Here is a 20,870-nt window from a genome sequence, read left to right as displayed (position 1 = left end):
GGATCGCTGCTCTGCGTTTTTGTTTAGCATGAGATTAGGGCAGGGCCAGTTAACTAACCTCATGCAAATCTTTGGAGGAGCTGTGATGCTTGAACCTGCGAAATTCTGCGTGTTTGGCTAACTCGGCCAATCCCGTAACCTCGGTAAACCTGGTAACCCCGGTAAATTCGGTAACCCCGGTGACCCCGGTGACCCCGGTGACCCCGACCCCGACAAGCCCGGCAACCGCGAACCGCGAACCGCGAACCCCGAACCCCGAACCCCGAACCCCGAACCCCGAACCCCGAACCCCGAACCCCGAACCCCGAACCCCGAACCCCGAACCCCGAACCCCGAACCCCGAACCCCGAACCCTGTAACCTTGAACCCCCCGACTGGTCTCCAGCTTTTTTAAACACACTATATGCTTTGAATTATCTAGGTGGGCTTGCGGACTCAGCTGACGCTATTTGTACATTTTTCTCCTTTTGAGCGAAGTTTCGGACTCCAGTGCAGCTATTGCCTAGAAAAGTGCTCATATTTGGTGTTTTTCGTGCTAATAGCGACTATGGGGTCCGTTGGCATGGCAAATAGCGCATAATCCAGTGTTTAAGTGCAACTGAGTCCGATAGCGCTGAGTCATCTGAGTGGATAGAACCCAGAAGACGCTGGAGGCTTACGGACCCAGCTGACGCTATTTGCACATTTTTCTCCTTTTGAGCGAAGTTTCGGACTCCAGTGTAGCTATTGCCTAGAAAAGTGCTCATGATTGGTGTTTTTCGTGCTAATAGCGACTATGGGGTCCGTTGGCATGGCAAATGTCGCATAATTTAGTGTTTAAGTGCAACTGTGTCCGATAGCGCTGAGAATAATCATCCGAGTGGATAGGACCCAAAAGACGCTGGAGGCATACGGACTCAGCTGACGCTATTTGTACATTTTTCTCCTTTTGAGCCAAGTTTCGGACACCAGTGCAGCTATTGCCTAGAAAAGTGCTCATATTTGGTGTTTTTCGTGCAAATAGCGACTATGGGGTCCGTTGGCATGGCAAATAGCGCATAATCCAGTGTTTAAGTGCAACTGTGTCCGATAGCGCTGAGAATAATCATCCGAGTGGATAGGACCCAAAAGACGCTGGAGGCATACGGACTCAGTTGACGCTATTTGCACATTTTTCTCCTTTTGAGCGAAGTTTCGGACTCCAGTGCAGCTATTGCCTAGAAAAGTGCTCATATTTGGTGTTTTACGTGCTAATAGTGACTATGGGGTCCGTTGGCATGGCAAAAGTCGCATAAATCAACGTTTAAGTGCAACTGTGTCCGATAGCGCTGAGAATAATCATCTGAGTGGATAGGACCCAGAAGAATCTGGAGGCATACGGACCCAGATGACGCTATTTGCACATTTATCGCCTTTTGTGCGAAGTCGGACTCAGCTGATGCAATTAGCACATTTTTCTCCTTTTGTGCGAAGTTTCGGACTCCAGTGCAGCTATTGCTCAGAAAAGCGCCGATGATTGGTGTTTTACGTGCTAATAGTGACTATGGGGTCCGTTGGCATGGCAAAAGTCGCATAAATCAGCGTTTAAGTGCAACTGTGTCCGATAGTTGCCTCGTATACGCCGCAGATGTGACCTTAAGACGAGAAAGCCCCAGCAGCCAAATGGCTGCTGGGGCTTTCTTTGAGAGTTCAACTAGATACTGTTTAAGAACGTAGGTCCTCAAACACACGGCTCAGAATGGTTGCTGCTTGTGCACGAGTCAGAGTGCCTTGTGGATTGAAGTTGTCCGCACCAACGCCCTTGAGATAACCTTTGCTTACAGCATAGGCTACGGCGTTACGTGCTTCTGCAGCGATGTTGTCGGCATCCTTAAAGCTCAAAGGAGTCTTAGCTACTGTAAGATCAGCGCCTAGGGCCTCAGCAATGATAAGGGCTGCTTCTTCGCGAGTCAGCACATCGCGTGAACCACTTTGTTTGATACGAGTATTCCATGTGTCACCTTTTCCGAGTAGACGGTCGAAGAGCGTTAACAGTTCCGCTTGATTTAAGGTGTCAGCAGGTTTGAAGCTGCCATCGGTTCCTTTGCCGGCAATGATGCCATGAGCAGCAAGAACTTCGATATCGCCTTTAGCCCAGTGTGTGCCGATATCCTTGAAGCTTACATTACGGGATGCCACGCTATAAGAGCCGTCGCCAGTAACTGTAAACTGTAGAATACCTTCTTTAGAGAAAGATCCAGGTTGCAGATAGGACCATTTATGATCCTTTGTTTCTGCATAGGCGGCAGTTTTTCGAGCATCACGTAGACTGCTGTCTTTTAGATTAAGCTGAAGGGTAACCGGCTTTCCGGTTGTCCAACCATTTTTGATGGTAAGAATGGAAGAACCAATATTGATCGCAGCTGAGCTTTCTGATAACACTGCTGCATCACTAGCATCAGCCAGACTTATCGTAAGCAACAAACCACTGCTGCTAATGAAATCCGGAAGGGTTGCCGCTGGAATAAGAACATTGAATCCATTACCGTTAAGGCTGAGTGCATTCTCCGATTTCTTCAACTGTTCAGCTTGCGCCGGGGTAAGCGTAATAACGACTTGGCTATACTTATTGAAATTCACATCGCTAAGATCAAGTACAGAAGTCTTATCTTTTGCATTCTGAATCGAATTTTTTAATGCAGTATCTAAGATATTAAACACCGCTGAAGCTTTACCACCAGCTGGATCGGCTGTCTCTACTAGCTTCCCGGATTTGGAAGAAGGTCCAGGAGTGGGAGTGCTGGTTGCTGTAGGTACATACGACTCAGAAGATGGAGGCGATGTAGGCGATGGTGTTGGTGTCGGTGTTGGTGTTTCTGTTGGATCTGGCGTTGCTGATGGTGTTGGCGTTGGCGTTGGTGTAGGTTTTTCAGGTGTGTTTACAGTTACACTTACTGTTCTCAAACCAGATGGGATAGTTGATGTTGTGGCATCATTCCAAATCTGGACATCATATAGCTCAAAGGAATAATCTCCTGCTGTTGCTGGTTCGAAGGTTATTTGGGCTAGTGAGCCAGAGCCGTGATAAGCACCTCCTGACAGATTGACACTATATTGTGTCAGTTTGTGGCCGTCTCCAAGATCATACGTTTGTGAATATTCTGTAAGTGGAACACTAGAGAAATGCTCCTCTTGATACGTAACCAGCTGTACGCTTGGCTGGATTACTGGTGTTTCAAGGGAATCATCGTATATGACACCGAATGAAGCCCCATAGACGCCATAAACCTCATCTGTCACGGAATAATCTAAATTAACGGTCACAGATTGTCCTACTTCAATGGTGGATGCAGAAAGAGCCGGAGTTACTGTGAAAGTTCCGTCCCCTGTGCTATAAAGCAGCCGCTGAACGTAATCATCGTCGTCTGCACCATTGCCAACTTTATCGACCACATGGACTTTGTACTCATTTAGCCCCTCGTTAACAGGAACATCAATGGTAAAGGCACCGTTATTTGCAATCACACCGCCAAATTTATAAGCATTCCCATCATAATGTTTGCCTTCGGCATATACGGTAAACCAGTTTCCAATAGGGTTTGTATTAGAAATATAATAGGCCATTAGGTCATCATCAATGAAACCACTAATTTGTGCCACGCCAGGATCGGTTGGCGCTTCGCGTTCATACTCCTCAATGGTGATGCCGGAAACTAGCGGCTTCTCGGTATCAATTGTGAACTCGGCCTTTTGTTTCTCGAGCAGTTGCCCATTGGGAAGCACAGGAATGATGTAGTAGTGACCATCTGCTAAAGTAGACTTGGCGGAGGTCTCCAGGTCTGTTAATGTTCCATCCCAATTTGGAACTTCGTATACACCACGATAGATCTTCTCATCGATCGCATAAACTTCACCTAAAACTGTTGCAGGAGCATCTTTTGAAGAGGCAACGAAACTTATGCCTTCCAGCTCTTCATTGACAGAAAAGGTAAATGTGGTGTCGTCTGAGCGACCATCACCATTAGGTGAAATTTGTGGACTTTCAAAAGAGAGCTGATTAATAGGTGCTACATTAAATTGGTCACCTACAACAACGTTAAATGGCAGACGAAGGGTTTCTGTATCAGAGGTAAGTAACAGGATGCCTTCATATGCGCCCTCTTTTGCTGTTTTAGATACATTGAGTGTAAATTGTGCATATTGATCTGCCCCTGAGGTAACGCTGTTTGGTGCAAAATCAATACTAATATCAGTAGGAGCTTCTGTCAGCCATTTGGTGGACAGGGTGTATGTTTCTCCGTTTCCTTTAAAGTCCTCTACATAGACAGCTTTCGTTACAGTAACACCCTTTGGCTGTAAGCCGAAGGATAAGGAACCTGTGTAATAAGGGATTTCAACAGTACCCGGAAGACCGCTGTTAAGGATCTCACCGACTTTAGCAATGGATTTAGCGTTTATCGACTTCTCCAGATTAATTAAACCTGCACCTTGTTGGTACAAGGAGTAAGAATTCCCATCACGGTTAAAAATAGGATCAGCATTGTTCATCAGCAGAGCTTTAATTTCATTTGGCTTCAGATCAGAGTTTTTACTCAGTAACAAAGCCACAGCTCCTACAACATGTGGGGTTGCCATGCTAGTGCCATTTTTCAAGCCAAAAGCTTGGTCATAGTTCCCATCCCAGCTAGGGATCGTCGAGTTGATATTGACTCCGGGCGCTACAACATCAGGTTTTATTAGATAATCGGGCATCCCTGGACCCATAGAACTGAAGTTTGCTAACTGATTTACTTCAAGCGCTATATAGTAACTGATTATATCTTTAGCCGCAGCCATCTGAGTTTTTATTTTTTTGCCATCGGCTTGACTGATTCCGTAGGTAGGAATGTAATCCCCAGGCGCACCAAGGGTGGGGCTGATTTCACCAGGCTCATTATTGGCAATCAGCAAAAGCTTCGCACCAGCAGCTTTGGCATTAAGAGATTTGTCTGAGAAGCTCAGCGAGCCCCGATCAACAAGCACTACCTTATCTTTGACATCCAGATTTTTGTAATCGGAAGGACTCCCAAGACCAGCGAAAACGATCTTACTGCCAGCAATATTATCGATTAAATCTGGGGAGTAACTGGCTAATGTCCCGGGAATCTTTTTAACATCGCCAATATCAAAGAAAGGGGTATTTATCGGAGTAGTAGAAGCTCCAACACTAAGCGCGAGTTGGGCACCAGCGGGTTCGCCCAGTGTTCCTGCATCAGGACCAGCGTTACCGGCGGCAACAATAACGTTCACGCCCGATTTTACGGTATTGTCTATCGCGATTGAACTCGCGGAATAGCTTTGGTTGACACTAGAGCCTAGAGAAAGGTTAATAACATCTGCTCCGTCATCGACTGCTTTCTCAATACCCGCAATTACATCCGCTGTGGAACCAGATCCATAGGGACCAAGTACGCGATACGCATACAATTCTACCTCAGGTGCCACATCTAAAATTGTCCCGGCAACGTGTGTACCATGCGAGGTTTCGTAAGGAGTACCTGCTCTTGGAGGGAAGTTAGCATCAGGGGCTGTTTCAGCCGGATCATCATCCTGATCATATACATCATAGCCACCCTTATAATTATCTTTTAACAAAGGGTGATTCTTATCAATACCAGTATCGACAACAGCTACCTGTATATCTTTGCCTGTGTAACCTAAATCATGTAGTTTGTCCGCGCCTATTAGCTTGCCGCTGTCTGAATAGGAACGTGTAACAGGTAATGTCGCTACTTCAACACTGTCTGCTAGTGCATGTACTTCTTCATTTGGATAGATAGCCGCAACGCCTGGAAGCTCTAACAGCTTGTTTACTTGATTGGCTGGCAGCGTAATGGAATACCCGTTAAAAATCTCACTGTATTCAAAACCGATATCGGCATCGATTTTCTGTGTTGAGGAAATAAAGCTTTTATGCTCTGAGATAATTTTACTGCGTTGTGAGGAGACTGAGGATCGTAAAGAATAAGTTTTTGCCTCATTTACATACACACTGACTGGTTTATTAGTCAATTCCACAATTACTGAAACTGGTGCTGAACCTTTGAGTATTCCAGCATAGTTATGAGGGGTTACACTTTGAGACTGTACATCCGTAACGAGGGTTGAAGATTCAAGGGATGAGTTCGCAAATGCAGCTGATGGAAAAAGAACAGACACAGCCAGTCCGAAGCTTGCCGCTCCAATACCGAATCTTTGAATAGAGTGTTTAAAGGTACGTTTCAAATAAGTTCATCCTCCCAAATGAATTTTTTGTATTGCAATGTGTCTGTGGTTCTCCTCCTCAAAATAAAATGTAAAAAATTATGAAAATTAAATTTATTCTACAGCTATAACTTCAAATCGAATATACAACTTTAGTACCATATTGCAGCGAAGCGTTGAGGAAAATGTCGAATTCCCAGTAGATAAGTGGAATATAAGAAAATCAGAGCATAAAACAAATGAAATTAAGACAATATAAATGAATGCAACAGATATCTGAATTTCAAGCGAGAGCGGGGATAAGATGTCGGAAAGATATATTTTGGCATATTTTAAAAGTCCAGAGGAAGCCGAAGGCGTCGCGCGCAAGCTTCGTGCACTTCGGGCCATTGAAGTTTCCATTGATCGCTTCAGTAGATATGGAGGTACCAGCTTTAGCTCAGGGGTAAATCCGGTGACAGGCAATGTGGCCAGAATGGACTCCATGACCGCTGAGCATGCACACACAGGCATACTTGCAGCTGCGGACACCAGCTCTAGCGGGATGAGTCATGGTGGTAACGGTGGTCCAACGGGGAGAGATATTTTGCTTACGGTTATTGTGCATACGGAGTCCTACGATCAGGCTCTGCGCTTAATTGAAGAAGCAGGCGGGATGGCCTGATCAGGCACTTCATTGAGTAAAAAGAAAGGAGACGAACAATGGATAGAGAGAACTCACAAATCTTCTCCAAGACGGAGAAATTGAAAATGTTATACGAAGCTAAAGCAGAGGATGTAGAATTCTCGGCGGCGGAAGCCGATCTTGATGATATTGAAGCTCAGGATCGCGCACAAGAAGCGGACAAACGTCAGCTGAATGAGATTATGAAGAAAGAATAGCAGCTAAAAAAGCTAAGGCGGATACCTCACTTTGTGGGGTATTTTTGCGTTTGGGCATGTATAATTAGGGCGAAGAGCTTAAGTGTGGGGGGAGAAGATGGATAACGTTATTTTGTGGACAGGGTTAGCCTTATTGATCGCATTATTAACCTATTTGAACCAGAAGCAGTTGTACTCTCCAAAAGTAAAACGCGCCTATCTTGAGTTGCGGGAGCTGACAGAGAAGGTTCGTATGGAGCGCTCTGAGGCGAGCGATTTGTATCGATGGGAAGCAGAATTAACCGAACTAGAGAATCATCCGAATGAACTGAATAAATTGGATGCTGAAATTAGGTTTCATCACGCATTTTTGTTATATCTTGAACGTCACTACCCTTCGGACCCAAGGATTATTGGTTTGAAGCAAGCTGACGCATATCAGAAGGATATGGTTTTGGGGATTAAGATAAAAGATTATAAATCCAATAAGTAAGATACTTTTGACTGTGCGTACAATGGGAGAAGGAAAATATTCGCCCAGGTTGCAGATAACTGCTGCACGAAGGCGAGGGTAGGCGTGGCTTGCTGCGCCGCAGTCTGGCTGGAGTGCATTTGAATCGGAGGAACTTCCATACTTTGCTACATGGGATTGAGAATGATAGGAATTTGAAAATGAAATTGAGAGTTTGAACCCTAGCTGATATTTGCAGCTGGGGTTTTTGTTATTAGATCAGTAAAAATGAACTAAGTTAGGCAAGTTTTTAGCTTATAAGTAAGGTTACCGCTAAGAAGAATTTGGGGGTCTCATAGTCGACGTAGCTGTAGATATTTTTCTGTTGGAAAATGAAATTAGGGAAAACCTCCCTGAAAATCCCCTGAAAAGATAGAAAAAGGCCTGATTTCATGAGTTTTTGGGGAGTATTTCCCTAAATGATAGATCAACCTTCGAATCTTGCACATCATTAGGGATGTTTACCCTAATTATCATCACTTTCAAGTATATTAACGTCTGCAGAAGTTATAAATATTTTAAGTAATATAGCTAATATCACACTACAGATTAAGGATGTATAATTGTTCGAATATACTAGCTACGACCAATCAACTATTGAATTTTTTCAGGGGGAATTAGAATGGGGCTGGTACACTCTCAAGGAGTTACTGATGAGCTTGTTGTTAGATCTTTAGAAAGAAATTTAGCTATTATCCGGTTTGACCTTGATCGCCGGGTAGCTTATGTGAATGAAGTTTTTGCAAATTCCATGGGATATAAAAAAGATGAAATGTACGGAATGCATCATAAAGAATTCTGTTTTCCACATTTCGCAGATAGCCCAGGTTACGAACGGTTTTGGCAGGATCTTTTTACAGGGAAGAGTTTTCAGGATAAGATCGAACGAATGGATTCGAAAGGAAATGCGGTTTGGCTTGAAGCTACCTACATGCCAGTGTTTGATGAAAGCAATGAACAAGTCATCGGAGTATCTAAAATAGCAACTAATATTACCCAAAGACAAAGTAACATGAGTAATGTTGTGCAACGGATGCAAGAGATGGCAGACAGCTTGAATCAAAGAGCAGATTTAGGTATTGAGCGCAGTCAAGAATTATTACGAAGCATCAACAAAATCGCCGAAGTATCGATAGAAAATACACATACTCTAGCTAATCTTGAAAAGCAAGCTGTATCGATTCATAGCATCGTGCAAACGATTCGCAATATTGCTTCGCAAACGCAATTATTAGCCCTAAATGCAGCTATTGAAGCAGCTCATGCGGGGGAGTATGGGCGAGGTTTTGACGTAGTGGCAAAAGAAGTAAGAAAATTATCTTCCATGGTACAAGATTCGATCATAAAGGTACGGGATAGTGTGGATGCGATCACGCTGGAAATTGGAAAGATCTCTATAGGAACAAATCAAGTGCAAGAAAATATAGAAGATAGTCAGCAGCAGGTTCTGGTAGCGTTGGAGGATTTTTCGAAGATTGCTTCTTCTGCACAAAATCTCGACACACAAGCGCGCGAGGTTATGGATATCCTTTAATTGTTAATATGTATGTTGATAGATTGAATATCAGCAAAAAAGGGTCGGTCTCCTACTTAAAAGAGATGGACCCTTTTATTGTTGGTATTATCCGATTTTGTTAACAATCAAGGTAGGAATCATATATCTATGATTTGTGATGACTCCGTCTACAGTAACACTAACCTTAGTAACTCCGGTGTCCCCAATCGCCCCATCAGAGCCAGTCCCACCTTTAGCCCCCCGTCCCCCCAGTTGCCCCATATCCGAGTAATTCTGCTGTAGCTAATCGATGCTGGGTTACTAATTTCTCTGCACTGTCTTTACCCCAAAATGAGAGTTGGATTGGATGGTCTGGCAAACTAGCAGTTGTGAAAAAAATTCGAAGGTATCAAAATCCGCAAAATAATTTTAGTTATTACCTGATTTGGCATCACATCTAGCAGATCGCCTACATATTGAATTCTTTCTTCATTTATGTAGTAGCCTTCGATCAGAACTGTGGAAGCAATCTGACCGCTACCATTAGCAATTTTGACAGTGACCTGTTGTGTAAGTCTTGTGTTGTCTTCTGAGTTAACATTGTTTTCTATCGGACCAGTAGTTAAAAGAGTCATTGTCCTTCCTCCATTTGCTTCATTCAGATTATTAAGCCTGTTTGATTTTCTCTATGTCTTTAAGAGTAGCGATAGTTTATGCTCAGAAAAACGAACCTTTTCCAAGGATTGGTTGTCATATAGATATCTCAGTCAAGAAAGGAGGGCGTAAAATTTGGAGAGTAACCGGGAGTTATTTGAAACCTACAATAAAGATGTATACCGGACTTGCTACTATATGGTGCATGACGCGGCGGATGCAGAGGATTTGACTCAGGATGTCTTTATTACCGTATTTCGCAGTAATCGTGAGCACGTGGAGCATATCAAGGCTTGGATTATGAAAATAACGGTCAACCATTGCCTCAATCATTTGAAACGAAAACGGACTTTACAACAGAAGATTACGGACAACCTTCATTTCTTTAATAAAACGGCAGAAACAGCTGTGGAGCAGCAGATTGAGCAGCGTGAGACGGAGGTCGAGTGGGCGCAATATATGAGCCAGGTCCCTATCAAACTTAGGATGGTGCTCACACTTAGGTATATGCATGATTTCAGTCTGGCTGAAATTTCGGATCTGCTGTCCATTCCACTTGGAACGACCAAATCTAGGCTGCATAAAGGGCTAACGGTAATGAGGAGAATCCTGCAGGAGGCTGGGGTTCAACTTGAACTAAAGGAGGGCGAAGCTTTTGAAAAAGTTAGAAAATATGCTGGAGCATCGTTTAAATGAAGATAAAGGCGTGCCTTATCCAGATTTTGAACGCATGTGGGGACGTTTAGAGCAAGAAAACAGTACAATGACTCCCCTACAACTTCGTATGGCGAATGGTAGTGGGAACAGAGGGAGAAACTGGAGTAAAATAGCTGTGGTGGCTTCATTTTCAGTACTTATTGCAGCGGCACCCGTATATGCAGCAGTGCATTATGATTGGGATAATTTGCTCCATGGAAGAGGAGGCGTTCAAGCAGCGCTGGCCCAAAATCTCGGACAACAACTGAACCAGTCAGTGACGCAGGATGGAGTAACTCTGAAGCTACATACAGCGATTGTGGATGAGAATCGGACGGTTATCTTATTCACTTTGGATGTAGGAAAACGCTTGGAAAATGAAAATTGGAATGTTAATGGAATGACTTTGAAGGGCGCAGATGGGGCGAATGGTCCTAGTGAGTTCAGTTATGTGTTATGGGATGAGAAAAATCAACATTACAACGGATATTTCGAGAGTGATTGGACACCGAAAAAGGATACTGTGAATGTGCAACTAGTTGCAGATAATCTGCAAGCCTTTAGTACACAGGAGTTAGATTTACCGCTGGATATCCAATCGCAGGAGACACAAAAGTTTCCTATTGGACAGGAAGGAATGCGCAGCATAGAGGTGAAACCTTTTACCCAAGGACAAGAAAAAATATTATTCTCTTCAGCAATCATTTTTGATCAGCCAGAAACAAAAGAATGGGCCTTTCCAAATATAGTGGCTTACAAAAACGGAACGCTCATAAATTCGCTGGCTGGAGGTGCTTTCGGTACACCGGGAGAAAACGGGGAATATACGTCCCAGCAATATTTTAAGGCGGCTGATATTTCCAGCGGAGAAGTGAATTACAAGCTGCAGTACATGAAACAAGAGAAAAAGGTTGAGGGGCCCCTAGCTTTTGATCTTCAATTAAGCAAAAAGCAGATGGAGAGCGGAACCATAAATACTTCATTGAATCTGCCGCTAGAAGAGGGCGAACCTAATTACACGCTGGAGAAAATGGTAGTGACGCCTACTCAAATTCGAATCGCTATTAGAAGTAAAGAGAAAGGCAATAATTTCCCGTATCAAAAGTCTACTCTTGAAGTAGCAGGCAAGACGCTGGAGGGCAATTTCTGGAGATCTCCAGAAGGTGAGCCGGAATTAACAGTGCTTCGTTTTGAGCGGCCAGTTGACCTTGAAATCACAGAAGAGACGCCAATTACCTTTGTTGCTAAATACAAGGTGACTCAGCACGGCAGCTATAAAATTAACAAGGACGAAAAAACACCACTTCTGTTGACGAATATATCTGATAAGAAACAGACGCTTATCCAGCAGCTTAGCGGATACCCGGTAAAATGGACGTACTATATGCAGGGTGCCGATCTTTATGTAGAGACTGAAAGTGAAGATGCTCGCTTCGGTGGAATTAACCAGACCCATATCGGACTGGGGAAAGAGCGTATTTTAGGTAAACCTCTGACCGTTAATTTCACTGGGGATGGAAACAATAAGGCCATTGATGTTTACAAGGGTTTCAAAGGTACAGAAGCTTCTATTTATATATTCTTCTATACGACTGACGATCCGGATAAAGAAACAAGAGTGCAGCTGCGGCCATAGAAAATCTTTTTTAGGGAGGAACCTTGTGTTCTTCCCTTTTTTTCGTTTACAGTGAGTAGATGCTGAGTGGACTCAGCGAGGATTAGCGTAAAGGAGAGAAAAGGATGGAAATCACTCGCTGTGCTTGGGTTAATGAGGATCCTTTATATATCGCATACCATGATGAAGAGTGGGGCAAACCTCTGTATGATGACCGGAAGCTGTTTGAATTACTTATGCTCGAAGGCATGCAGGCAGGGTTAAGCTGGTACACCGTCTTAAAAAAACGGGCACATTACAGAGAGGTATTTGATGGATTTGATCCGGAAAAAATTGTGCATTATGATGAGCTGAAAATTGCTGAGCTGATGAACGATCCCGGGATTATTAGAAATCGCTTAAAGATTGATTCTATCATTCGTAATGCAAAAGTATATTTGCAAATTAGTGCGGAAACAGGCAGCTTTTCAGATTATCTCTGGAGCTTTGTGGGGGGCGCGCCTACACTTAACCATTGGAAGACACGTGCGGATGTCCCTGCTTCAACGGCTCAGTCTGACGCAATGAGTAAAGCATTAAAAAAGCGAGGCATGAAGTTTGTCGGCTCTACCATATGTTATGCTTTTATGCAGGCATCGGGGATGGTAGATGATCATTCGCTCGATTGCTTTTGCAGGAACAGCACGGGCATGGCAGAGCGTTGATCTGTAGTTTGGCGTTACCCCAAGAAGAAATGTTATACTATGAAGCGAATGCTCACAAAACTAAGTCTATGCTTACGAAGCCAGTTTTGCACGAAGTCAATCAATGAAGCTAACGCTCACAAAACTAAGCCTATGCTTTCGAAGCCAGTTTTGCACGAAGTTAATCAATGAAGCTAACGCTCACAAAACTTTAGGAGGATCACATAAAGATGTTATGGCATGAAGTGACGATACATACAACAGAAGATGCACAAGAAATGATTTCGAATTTTTTATATGAAGCAGGAGCGGGTGGGGTTTCTATTGAAGAATCCGGAACACTCAGTAAAGAACGGAATACGCGTTACGGTGAATTATACGACCAACCCTTGAATGATATCCCAGAAGGGGAAGCGGTAATCAAAGGTTATTATGCCGATTCCACGGATATGGATGCTGTTATAGAAGAACTGACTCCACGGGTAGCAGAATTGCGTGAGTACGGCATTGATCCGGGCAAATCGCTGATTTCTTGGAAAACCGTAGATGAAGACGAATGGGCGCATGCTTGGAAGCAATATTTTAAACCGCTCAGGGTATCGGAGCGTCTCACGATTAAACCAACTTGGGAGGAATATACACCTGAGAGCCCAGATGAAGCAATCATTGAGCTGGACCCTGGTATGGCATTTGGTACAGGGACTCACCCTACAACAGCTTTGTGCCTGCGTGCGCTCGAGAAGAATATTAGCGGCGGCGAAGAAGTAATCGATGTTGGTACGGGTTCAGGAATATTGGCTGTAGGTGCAATGCTGCTCGGTGCGAAATCCGTGCTGGCGTTAGATTTGGACCCTGTAGCTGTTGAAAGTGCGCGCGAGAATGTAGCACTGAATAAACTTGAAAAGTTCATTACGGTAAAAGAAAGCGACCTGCTCTCCTTGCTAGGCGGTGAAGGTGTAGCTGACACGGCTGCTGGAGAAATGTGGCCATCCGCTAGACCGGGTCACACTCTTGAGGGAACACCTGCGGAGCAAGTAACAGAGGATAGCCTCGGCGTTACACTCCCGGTGAAGATTGTAGTTGCGAATATTTTGGCAGAAATCATCGTATTGTTTACGGATGATGTGTATCGTGCACTTCAGCCAGGAGGCTTGTATATTACCTCTGGTATTTACAAGGATAAAGAAGGGCTTGTGGCTAACGCACTACAAGAGTCCGGCTTTGAGATTATGGAAGTATCCCGTGAAGAAGATTGGGTGGCATTTACAGCCGGAAAGAGGTAAAAATGGATATATTGCAAAGTATAATACGTGTAGATCTGGATCAGCTTCCTTTTCTGCTCATTACGATTTTAATTGCTTTTACAGTACATGAATTCAGTCATGCTTATTTCGCAAATAAGTTCGGTGACCCTACCGCTAGATTATTAGGACGTATGACGCTTAACCCTGCTGTACACTTCGATTTTTTTGGTATTTTACTGCTGCTGGTTGCTGGTTTCGGGTGGGCACGTCCAGTTCCTGTAAACCGTGATAACTTTAGCCGCCCCCGTCTGATGGGAGTCATTGTGTCTGCTGCGGGCCCAATCAGTAACCTGTTACTAGGGATTATTGGTGCTTTAATATATGGGGTGCTTGCGGCAACCGGTGTATTAGAGTCGATCTCCAATGATCGCGTTTTAGAGGCAGTGTATCTGTTTTTTGGCACCTTTATTCAATGGAACTTCTTTTTATTCTTGTTCAATCTGATTCCATTGCCTCCGCTGGATGGCTACCGGATTGTGGAGGATATTGCTCCTCGCTCCATTCGGGGCAGATTACAGCAATTTGAGCAATGGGCTGTATTTATCTTTTTATTAATTCTGTTTATTCCAGGGTTACGAACCTATACCATCGATCCTCTTGGCCACTGGGCTAGTGAAATGTCGAGAACATTTGTGCAGCTATTCCTAAGAATGTTTGGCAGCTAAGGTAGGGACTGAAGTCTGGTCAACCCTGCTTAAACATTGTATTATGTAATTTGTTGAAAAATAGGATAGTTAAATTTCGCCTGATCCATAGTTATATTTCTCTAAGAAACGGGTGACGTCTTTATTAAGGCGTCTTTACCGTTTCTTCTTACTGAATTCATGAACAGGATGATGAAGAGATGCAGCGATATTTTGTTACACCAGAGCAGTTTGGTGCAGATAACGTTAGAATTGACGGGGAAGATGCAAGGCATATTGCCAAAGTCATGCGCGGTAAGGTTGGGGACAAGCTTATTGTCAGCGATGGCGTCTCCCGTGAAGCGTTAGTGGAGATTGCTCAGATCGAAATAGGGGAAGTGACAGTGAACATCCTGGAAACCCTGGAGATGACGCATGAACCGCGGATAAAAATCACAGTGGCTCAGAGCTTACCCAAGGCCGATAAGATGGAAACTGTCATTCAAAAGTGTACAGAAATTGGAGCCGTTGGTTTTATTCCTTTTCTGTCGGAGCGCACGATTGTACAATACGATGAACGCAAGGAAAGTAAGCGGCTGGACCGCTGGCGTAAAATTTGTAAAGAAGCTGCCGAGCAGGCACACCGGAACATCGTTCCGGCTGTAGGCTCACCGTTATCCTGGAAGCAGCTGCTACAGACTTTTAGTGAATATGATGCTGTTTATTTCTGTTATGAAAAAGAAGAAGGCTTGCAGCTTCGCAGCAGTGTTGCCCCTTGGTTATCCTCGCTTTCACCGCAGGCTGGTGGGAAGGTACTGATTGTGGTAGGTCCTGAAGGGGGTTTTACACCAGAGGAATGCCAAAAGGCAGAAGAAGCTGGTGCGGTTTCCGTAGGACTAGGACGGCGTATTCTGCGCTGTGAGACAGCGGGCATGGTTGCCGCTGCTTGTATTTTATATGAATCGGGAGAAATGGGAGGAGCTTAAGAGATGCCATCCGTAGCATTTTATACTTTAGGTTGTAAAGTGAATTTTTATGACACCGAAGCCATCTGGCAGCTATTCAAAAATGAAGGTTACGAGCAGGTCGATTTCGAGGGACCCGCCGATGTATATCTGATTAATACTTGTACTGTAACTAATACAGGTGACAAAAAAAGCCGTCAAATGATTCGTCGTGCCGTTCGCCGCAATCCAGAAGCTATCGTGGCGGTTACTGGCTGCTATGCGCAGACCTCTCCTGGTGAGATTCTTGATATTCCTGGTGTCGATCTTGTTATTGGTAACCAGGACCGCGATCAGATCATGACGCATGTAAAGAACATTGAAGCCTCACGTCAGCCGGTCAACGCTGTTCGTAATATTATGAAGACACGTGAATTCGAAGAGATGGATGTACCTGGCTTTGCGGATCGGACGCGTGCTTTTATGAAGATTCAGGATGGCTGCAACAACTTCTGCACATTCTGCATCATTCCATGGTCGCGTGGACTTTCCCGCAGCCGTGATCCCAAAAGTATCGTAACCCAGGCACATCAATTAGTAGAAGCAGGGTATAAGGAATTTGTTCTCACGGGTATTCATACCGGTGGTTACGGTGACGATCTTGATAATTACCGTCTAGCCGATTTGCTGTGGGATCTAGATAAGGTGGATGGACTGGAGCGGGTACGTATCAGTTCTATCGAAGCTAGCCAGATCGATGAGAAGCTGCTGGAGGTGCTGAACCGTTCCTCTAAAATGTGCCGTCATCTGCATATCCCGCTGCAAGCCGGACATAATGATGTGCTGAAAGCGATGCGCCGTAAATATACGACAGAAGAATATTACGCCAAAATGCAGCTGATCCGTCAGGCGATGCCGGATGTCGGGATTACTACGGATGTTATCGTTGGATTCCCGGGGGAGACCGATGAAATGTTCCGTGCCGGCTACGACTTCATGAAAGCTATTAATTACTCCGAGATGCACGTATTCCCTTACTCCAAGCGGACGGGCACTCCAGCAGCGCGGATGGAGAATCAGATCGACGAAGAAATCAAAAATGTACGCGTGCAGGAATTGATTGATCTTTCGGAAGAAATGCAAATAGCTTATGCTCGCAAATTTGTAGGTCAGACATTAAGTGTTATTCCGGAAAGAGCCGCAAAAGGGGCTCCGGGGCGCAATATCCAGCATGGATTTAGCGACAACTATTTGCAGGTGTTCTTTGATGGAGAAGATTCACTCCAAGGAGAACTTTGTCAGGTGAAGATAACGGAAGCTGGCGTGAACGAATGCCGCGGTGAGTTGGTCGGGGTTAGTCAGACTGGGCTTCAGCAGGCTGTCCGTTAAGCAATTGATATCCGTTAAGCAATAGATATTAGTAAAAGACAACAGAGCAGCCATTTTCCCGTTAGCGGGGAAGGGCTGCTCTGTTTTTAGTTATTGCTGCCTAGACCACCAATTCATAACAATCTCCTGATGCTTTCGGACCCAGATGGCGTTATTTGCATTTTTTTTGCCTTTTATGCTTAGTTTCGGACTCCAGTGCAGTTATTCCTTAGAAAGTGGTACATAATAGGTGTTTTTCAAGACAATAGCGACTATGGTGTCCGTTAGTGTTCCAAAAGTGGGATAATGCTGCGAATAAGGTCAGCTGTGTCCGATAGTGACTTCATACGCGTAGAAGTGGATCAAAAAAACATCCGTAGAATCATGATTGAAACAATCCCCGCCAGTACAGTGCCTAGCAAGCTCCGGGTTTTTATCGCAACCAAAAAAGTAGGCAGTGCCGCAAAAAGCTCAATGTTATTAGCTAAAGACGAAAATTTCCCATCATTCAAAAATATCTCCTGACCTATTAATGCTGCCATAACAGAGATAGGAACATAGTTTAACCAGCGCATTCCCCATTCTGGCAATTCAAACCGGCTAAGGATCATGAGCGGAACCACCCTGGGAATAAAGGTCACAAAAGCTGCTCCTAGAATGATCAGAAATACATCCCATCTTACTTCCATTTTTCAAACACCATCCCTGTCGTTGAAGCAATGACTGTAGCGATAATCACTCCAACACTGCTGGAGAATAGGAAGGAGCTTCCTACTGCTATGATCACGGCAAGGATTGCGACAACCAAATCTAGTTTGATTTTATTACGGTCAATCATGGAAATTACAAGAATGCCAATAAACATCGCAGGTAAGGCAAACTGTAAACCGAATTGATCAGGGTCTGAGATCCACTGGGCTAAAAAAGCTCCCGCTACATTCGCAAGAAACCAATTTAAATAAGCGGTGAGATTTAGACCGTGCATCCATTTTTCACTGATTTGCTGCTTATTCAAAGCTTGATTGATGGCAACTCCAAAGGTCTCATCAGTCAATAAAGAACCAACCAGCATATTTCTCAGTGGGGAAAGATGGCGGAAATAAGGTGAAAGAGCTGCACTAAGCAAAATATGGCGAAGATTCACGATAAATATCGTAATAATAATGGCCGCAGGCGAGCTGCTAACAGCTATCATTCCAGCAGCTATAAACTGAGCTGAGCCCGCGTAAAGAATCAAGCTGATTAAGGCAATCTCAGCAATGCTGAGCCCGGCTGTCTTTTGAACAACACCTGCTGCGAGTCCGATGCTTAAGTACCCTAGTAGTGTGGGAATACAATCTTTTACCCCTTTAAGGAAGCTATCTTCCTGTTTAGGAGACGGGATTGCTTCTAGTTGGACGTTCTCTGCACTCATCGTAGCCCCCTTGTTTCAAGAAAGAATTTAGTAGTTAGCATATTACTTCCTAATATTTTGATCAACCTTTACCGTATTATCTAGTCTGAAAGTCCCGAATTTCGCTTTATAGAGCCAGGGGGTAAACACTTAGGGTACAATTGTCGATATAAGTAAAAGAGTGTGGGGATAAACCACCGAACGACATTATAGCCTAAGGGAGAGAACAAATGACTGTGTACAGGAAAATGACGAAAATGCTCCTCATCATGATATTGTTAGCTACTGCGGTTTTTCCGGTAAGTGTCTTTGCAGCGACCGGCGATATCAACTCGATTGAATTCGAAAGCTCCGCTAAAGTAGAGCTTACGGTTGGACAAACGCCAAAGCAACTTAAGGTATATGCGAATGTGGAAGGGTCCTCATCTAAAAGAGATGTGACAGGTGCAGTTGTATGGAATTCTTCTAACACAAACGCTGTAAAGGTAGTAAATGGCCTATTGACTCCGATTGACAGTGGAAAAGCTATTATTACAGCGACTTATAATCATGCACTTGCTACCATTGAAGTTGAGGTAGCCCATCCTGTTAAAGAACTGAAGCTCGAATATAGTTCTGAAGGGAACTACAAATTGGGTGATGATGAGGATAAACTGCTGGTCAAAGCCAATGCGATTGGTGGAGAAACAGCGACTTCTGCTAAGGATGTAACGGCTGATACTACTTGGAGCAGCTCCAACACAAGCGTGTTGACCATTGCAGAAGGTAAGATCACTTTGGCTGGTGAAGGTACAGCAACGATCACTGCCAAATACAAGACCTTAACAGCAACCTTTAAGGCTGTAGTGAAATTGCCTTATTCTGAAATTGAGCTTAAACATGACGACAAAATCGTTAAAGAACTAGAGATGCTAGTCGGAGATGCACCTTTGAAGTTGGTTGCAGAGACTAAAGAAACTACAAAATCCAGCGCAAATGATATTTCAGAGAAAGCAGAATGGTCCTCTTCTAGTGCTAGTGTAGCTACAGTAGACAAAGGCGAGATCAAAGTGTTGTCTGCTGGTAAAGCTGTAATTACAGTATCCTATCTAGGGATTACACAAACAGTAGACGTATATGTACGTGCTCCTTATGAAGCGCTACTACTTACTCCTACAGGAGATCAATTCCTGTTTATGGGCGAAACCCTGAACGTTAAAGCTGAGGTTCGCGATGCTGCGAATTCTACTCCGAACATTTCAGGCAGCGCAGTATGGACTTCGGATAACCAATTGGCGGCAACCGTTACGCCTGGTAGCGATACTGCGGCAGTGACTGCTAAAGCAGTGGGAACTTCGGTTATTAAAGCAGAGTACAGAGGAATTAATAAAAGCTTTAAGCTGACAGTGTATCCTACGATCACAGAACTGGCAGCCGACAAGACGGAATTGGAGCTTTACACAGATGACACCGTAAGCCTTCCAAAAGTAAATGGTACAAAGCTTGACGGAACAAAGCTAGATCTTAGTAGTGATATTGAGTGGACCTCTGCGGATGATGAGATTGCCACCATTAAAGACGGCAAGATTGTAGCTGAATCGGCAGGTATTGTGAAGGTTATCGGTAAAATAAAATCAGAAAACCCAACGACTTCAAAAACTGCTGTAAGAGAAAAAAGTGTTGAAGTAAAGGTTACAGTGAAAGATAAAGTCCTTGTCTTGCTTGGACCAGAAGAAAACCTGGTGATTGTTACTGGTGAAGAGAAGGCTGTTCCTGAAGTAAAAGCTGTGATGGAAAACGGCAGTGAACTTGATGCTACTGCAACTATGGAATGGGAGCTTACCGGTACGAATGCGATTATCAAGACAACAACTTCCGGTAAGGTAATCAAAGGACTGGTGAAGGGTTCTGCTACTTTAAAGGGAACTTACGCTAATAAAACCATCAGTATCCCAGTTACCATTGAACAAAAGGTTACTAAGCTAGTTGTAGAACCTACTGCTATCGAAATGAACATTAAAGGCTCTAAAGCGATAAAGGTAACGGCTTATTATTCTAATGGTAAGACAGGGAATGTCTCCAGCAGTATGAATTGGGAGTCCTCAAACGAGGCGGTTGCTACGGTTAAAGCTACAACCGTTAAAGCAGTAACAGAAGGTACTGCTACGTTGACAGGATCTTACCAAGGGATTGCTGCTAGTGTCAAAATTACTGTAGTTCCTAAATTAACAAAGCTGACCGTTAATGAGAGCAGACTGAAAATGGCTCCGGGAGCCGTTCAGAATGTAGTTGTGACTGCACAGTATGATACTGGTAAGACTGCTGTTGTTACTGGAAGTGCGGTATGGACTAGCTCCAAGCCTTCTGTAGCGAGAGTATCTGCAAGTGGTCAGATTGTAGCTGTGAGTAAAGGAACGACATCCATTAAAGGAAAGCTAGGCGGCAAAACAGTTACAGTATCAGTGACAGTGAAGTAATAGAGAATAGGATCTGAATTATCAACTATGAATCTGCAAAGCCAACATTATGTTGCTTTGCAGATT

The 20,870-nt window shown here is 44.1% G+C and carries 17 protein-coding genes; 12 read left to right on the top strand and 5 right to left on the bottom strand.

Annotation, left to right across the window (positions count from 1 at the left end; all coding sequences use genetic code 11):
• Positions 1-1,683: 1,683 nt before the first annotated feature.
• Positions 1,684-6,222: a S8 family serine peptidase gene (locus MHH89_RS15405; RefSeq protein ID WP_341087512.1), complete on the bottom strand. Its 4,539-nt coding sequence runs from the start codon at positions 6,220-6,222 to the stop codon at positions 1,684-1,686.
• A 283-nt stretch (positions 6,223-6,505) separates the two neighbouring features.
• On the opposite strand from MHH89_RS15405, the gene MHH89_RS15400 reads away from it, so the two are divergent.
• From MHH89_RS15400 to MHH89_RS15385, 4 genes are all read left to right on the top strand, one after another.
• Positions 6,506-6,865, top strand: a complete 360-nt coding sequence (locus tag MHH89_RS15400) for a hypothetical protein (RefSeq protein ID WP_341087511.1) — start codon at positions 6,506-6,508, stop codon at positions 6,863-6,865.
• Positions 6,866-6,903: 38 nt separating this feature from the next.
• Entirely contained in the window at positions 6,904-7,083 is a 180-nt protein-coding gene (locus MHH89_RS15395; protein ID WP_036683923.1) for a YfhD family protein, read from the top strand.
• Between the two features lie 97 nt (positions 7,084-7,180).
• Complete coding sequence (locus MHH89_RS15390; RefSeq protein WP_339244535.1) at positions 7,181-7,555, top strand: hypothetical protein; 375 nt, start codon at positions 7,181-7,183, stop codon at positions 7,553-7,555.
• Positions 7,556-8,195: 640 nt separating this feature from the next.
• Positions 8,196-9,107 carry a methyl-accepting chemotaxis protein gene (locus tag MHH89_RS15385; protein ID WP_341087508.1) on the top strand — a complete coding sequence of 304 codons (912 nt, stop codon included), beginning with the start codon at positions 8,196-8,198 and terminating at the stop codon, positions 9,105-9,107.
• A gap of 87 nt (positions 9,108-9,194) precedes the next feature.
• Here MHH89_RS15385 and MHH89_RS15380 read toward each other — a convergent pair whose 3' ends face one another.
• A complete protein-coding gene (locus MHH89_RS15380) occupies positions 9,195-9,350 on the bottom strand; it encodes a hypothetical protein (RefSeq protein WP_179088332.1) in 156 nt (51 codons plus the stop codon).
• A gap of 98 nt (positions 9,351-9,448) precedes the next feature.
• Complete coding sequence (locus MHH89_RS15375; RefSeq protein ID WP_340033529.1) at positions 9,449-9,703, bottom strand: hypothetical protein; 255 nt, start codon at positions 9,701-9,703, stop codon at positions 9,449-9,451.
• 154 nt (positions 9,704-9,857) lie between these two features.
• On the opposite strand from MHH89_RS15375, the gene MHH89_RS15370 reads away from it, so the two are divergent.
• The 7 genes from MHH89_RS15370 (at position 9,858) to mtaB (ending at position 16,976) form a co-directional block, all read left to right on the top strand.
• Positions 9,858-10,418, top strand: a complete 561-nt coding sequence (locus MHH89_RS15370; RefSeq protein WP_076128962.1) for an RNA polymerase sigma factor — start codon at positions 9,858-9,860, stop codon at positions 10,416-10,418.
• Positions 10,378-12,054: a DUF4179 domain-containing protein gene (locus MHH89_RS15365; protein ID WP_139329916.1), complete on the top strand. Its 1,677-nt coding sequence runs from the start codon at positions 10,378-10,380 to the stop codon at positions 12,052-12,054. Before MHH89_RS15370 ends, MHH89_RS15365 begins: the two co-directional genes overlap by 41 nt.
• A gap of 104 nt (positions 12,055-12,158) precedes the next feature.
• Complete coding sequence (locus MHH89_RS15360; RefSeq protein ID WP_076192116.1) at positions 12,159-12,737, top strand: DNA-3-methyladenine glycosylase I; 579 nt, start codon at positions 12,159-12,161, stop codon at positions 12,735-12,737.
• Between the two features lie 209 nt (positions 12,738-12,946).
• Entirely contained in the window at positions 12,947-13,999 is a 1,053-nt protein-coding gene (gene prmA / locus MHH89_RS15355) for a 50S ribosomal protein L11 methyltransferase (RefSeq protein ID WP_036683907.1), read from the top strand.
• Positions 14,000-14,001: 2 nt separating this feature from the next.
• Complete coding sequence (locus MHH89_RS15350; RefSeq protein WP_076128966.1) at positions 14,002-14,685, top strand: site-2 protease family protein; 684 nt, start codon at positions 14,002-14,004, stop codon at positions 14,683-14,685.
• A 179-nt stretch (positions 14,686-14,864) separates the two neighbouring features.
• On the top strand, positions 14,865-15,629 hold the full coding sequence (locus MHH89_RS15345; RefSeq protein ID WP_076185272.1) for an RsmE family RNA methyltransferase: 765 nt from the start codon (positions 14,865-14,867) through the stop codon (positions 15,627-15,629).
• A gap of 3 nt (positions 15,630-15,632) precedes the next feature.
• Entirely contained in the window at positions 15,633-16,976 is a 1,344-nt protein-coding gene (mtaB, locus tag MHH89_RS15340) for a tRNA (N(6)-L-threonylcarbamoyladenosine(37)-C(2))-methylthiotransferase MtaB (protein ID WP_076128970.1), read from the top strand.
• 341 nt (positions 16,977-17,317) lie between these two features.
• On the opposite strand, the gene MHH89_RS15335 is transcribed toward mtaB, so the two are convergent.
• Both MHH89_RS15335 and MHH89_RS15330 read right to left on the bottom strand, forming a co-directional pair.
• Positions 17,318-17,644, bottom strand: coding sequence for an AzlD domain-containing protein (locus MHH89_RS15335; protein WP_036683900.1), 327 nt, complete (start codon positions 17,642-17,644; stop codon positions 17,318-17,320).
• On the bottom strand, positions 17,635-18,369 hold the full coding sequence (locus tag MHH89_RS15330) for an AzlC family ABC transporter permease (RefSeq protein ID WP_076281216.1): 735 nt from the start codon (positions 18,367-18,369) through the stop codon (positions 17,635-17,637). The genes MHH89_RS15335 and MHH89_RS15330 overlap by 10 nt, the downstream gene beginning before the upstream one ends.
• Positions 18,370-18,578: 209 nt before the next feature.
• Here MHH89_RS15330 and MHH89_RS15325 point away from each other — a divergent pair, with 209 nt between their 5' ends.
• A complete protein-coding gene (locus MHH89_RS15325) occupies positions 18,579-20,804 on the top strand; it encodes an Ig-like domain-containing protein (protein ID WP_076128972.1) in 2,226 nt (741 codons plus the stop codon).
• Positions 20,805-20,870 lie beyond the last annotated feature (66 nt).

Source organism: Paenibacillus sp. FSL H7-0323 (genome assembly GCF_038002725.1).
Lineage (GTDB): Bacteria > Bacillota > Bacilli > Paenibacillales > Paenibacillaceae > Paenibacillus_AQ > Paenibacillus_AQ odorifer.
The sequence above is the reverse complement of the archived record's forward strand: the minus strand, read 5'-3'. Positions and strand labels throughout refer to the sequence as shown.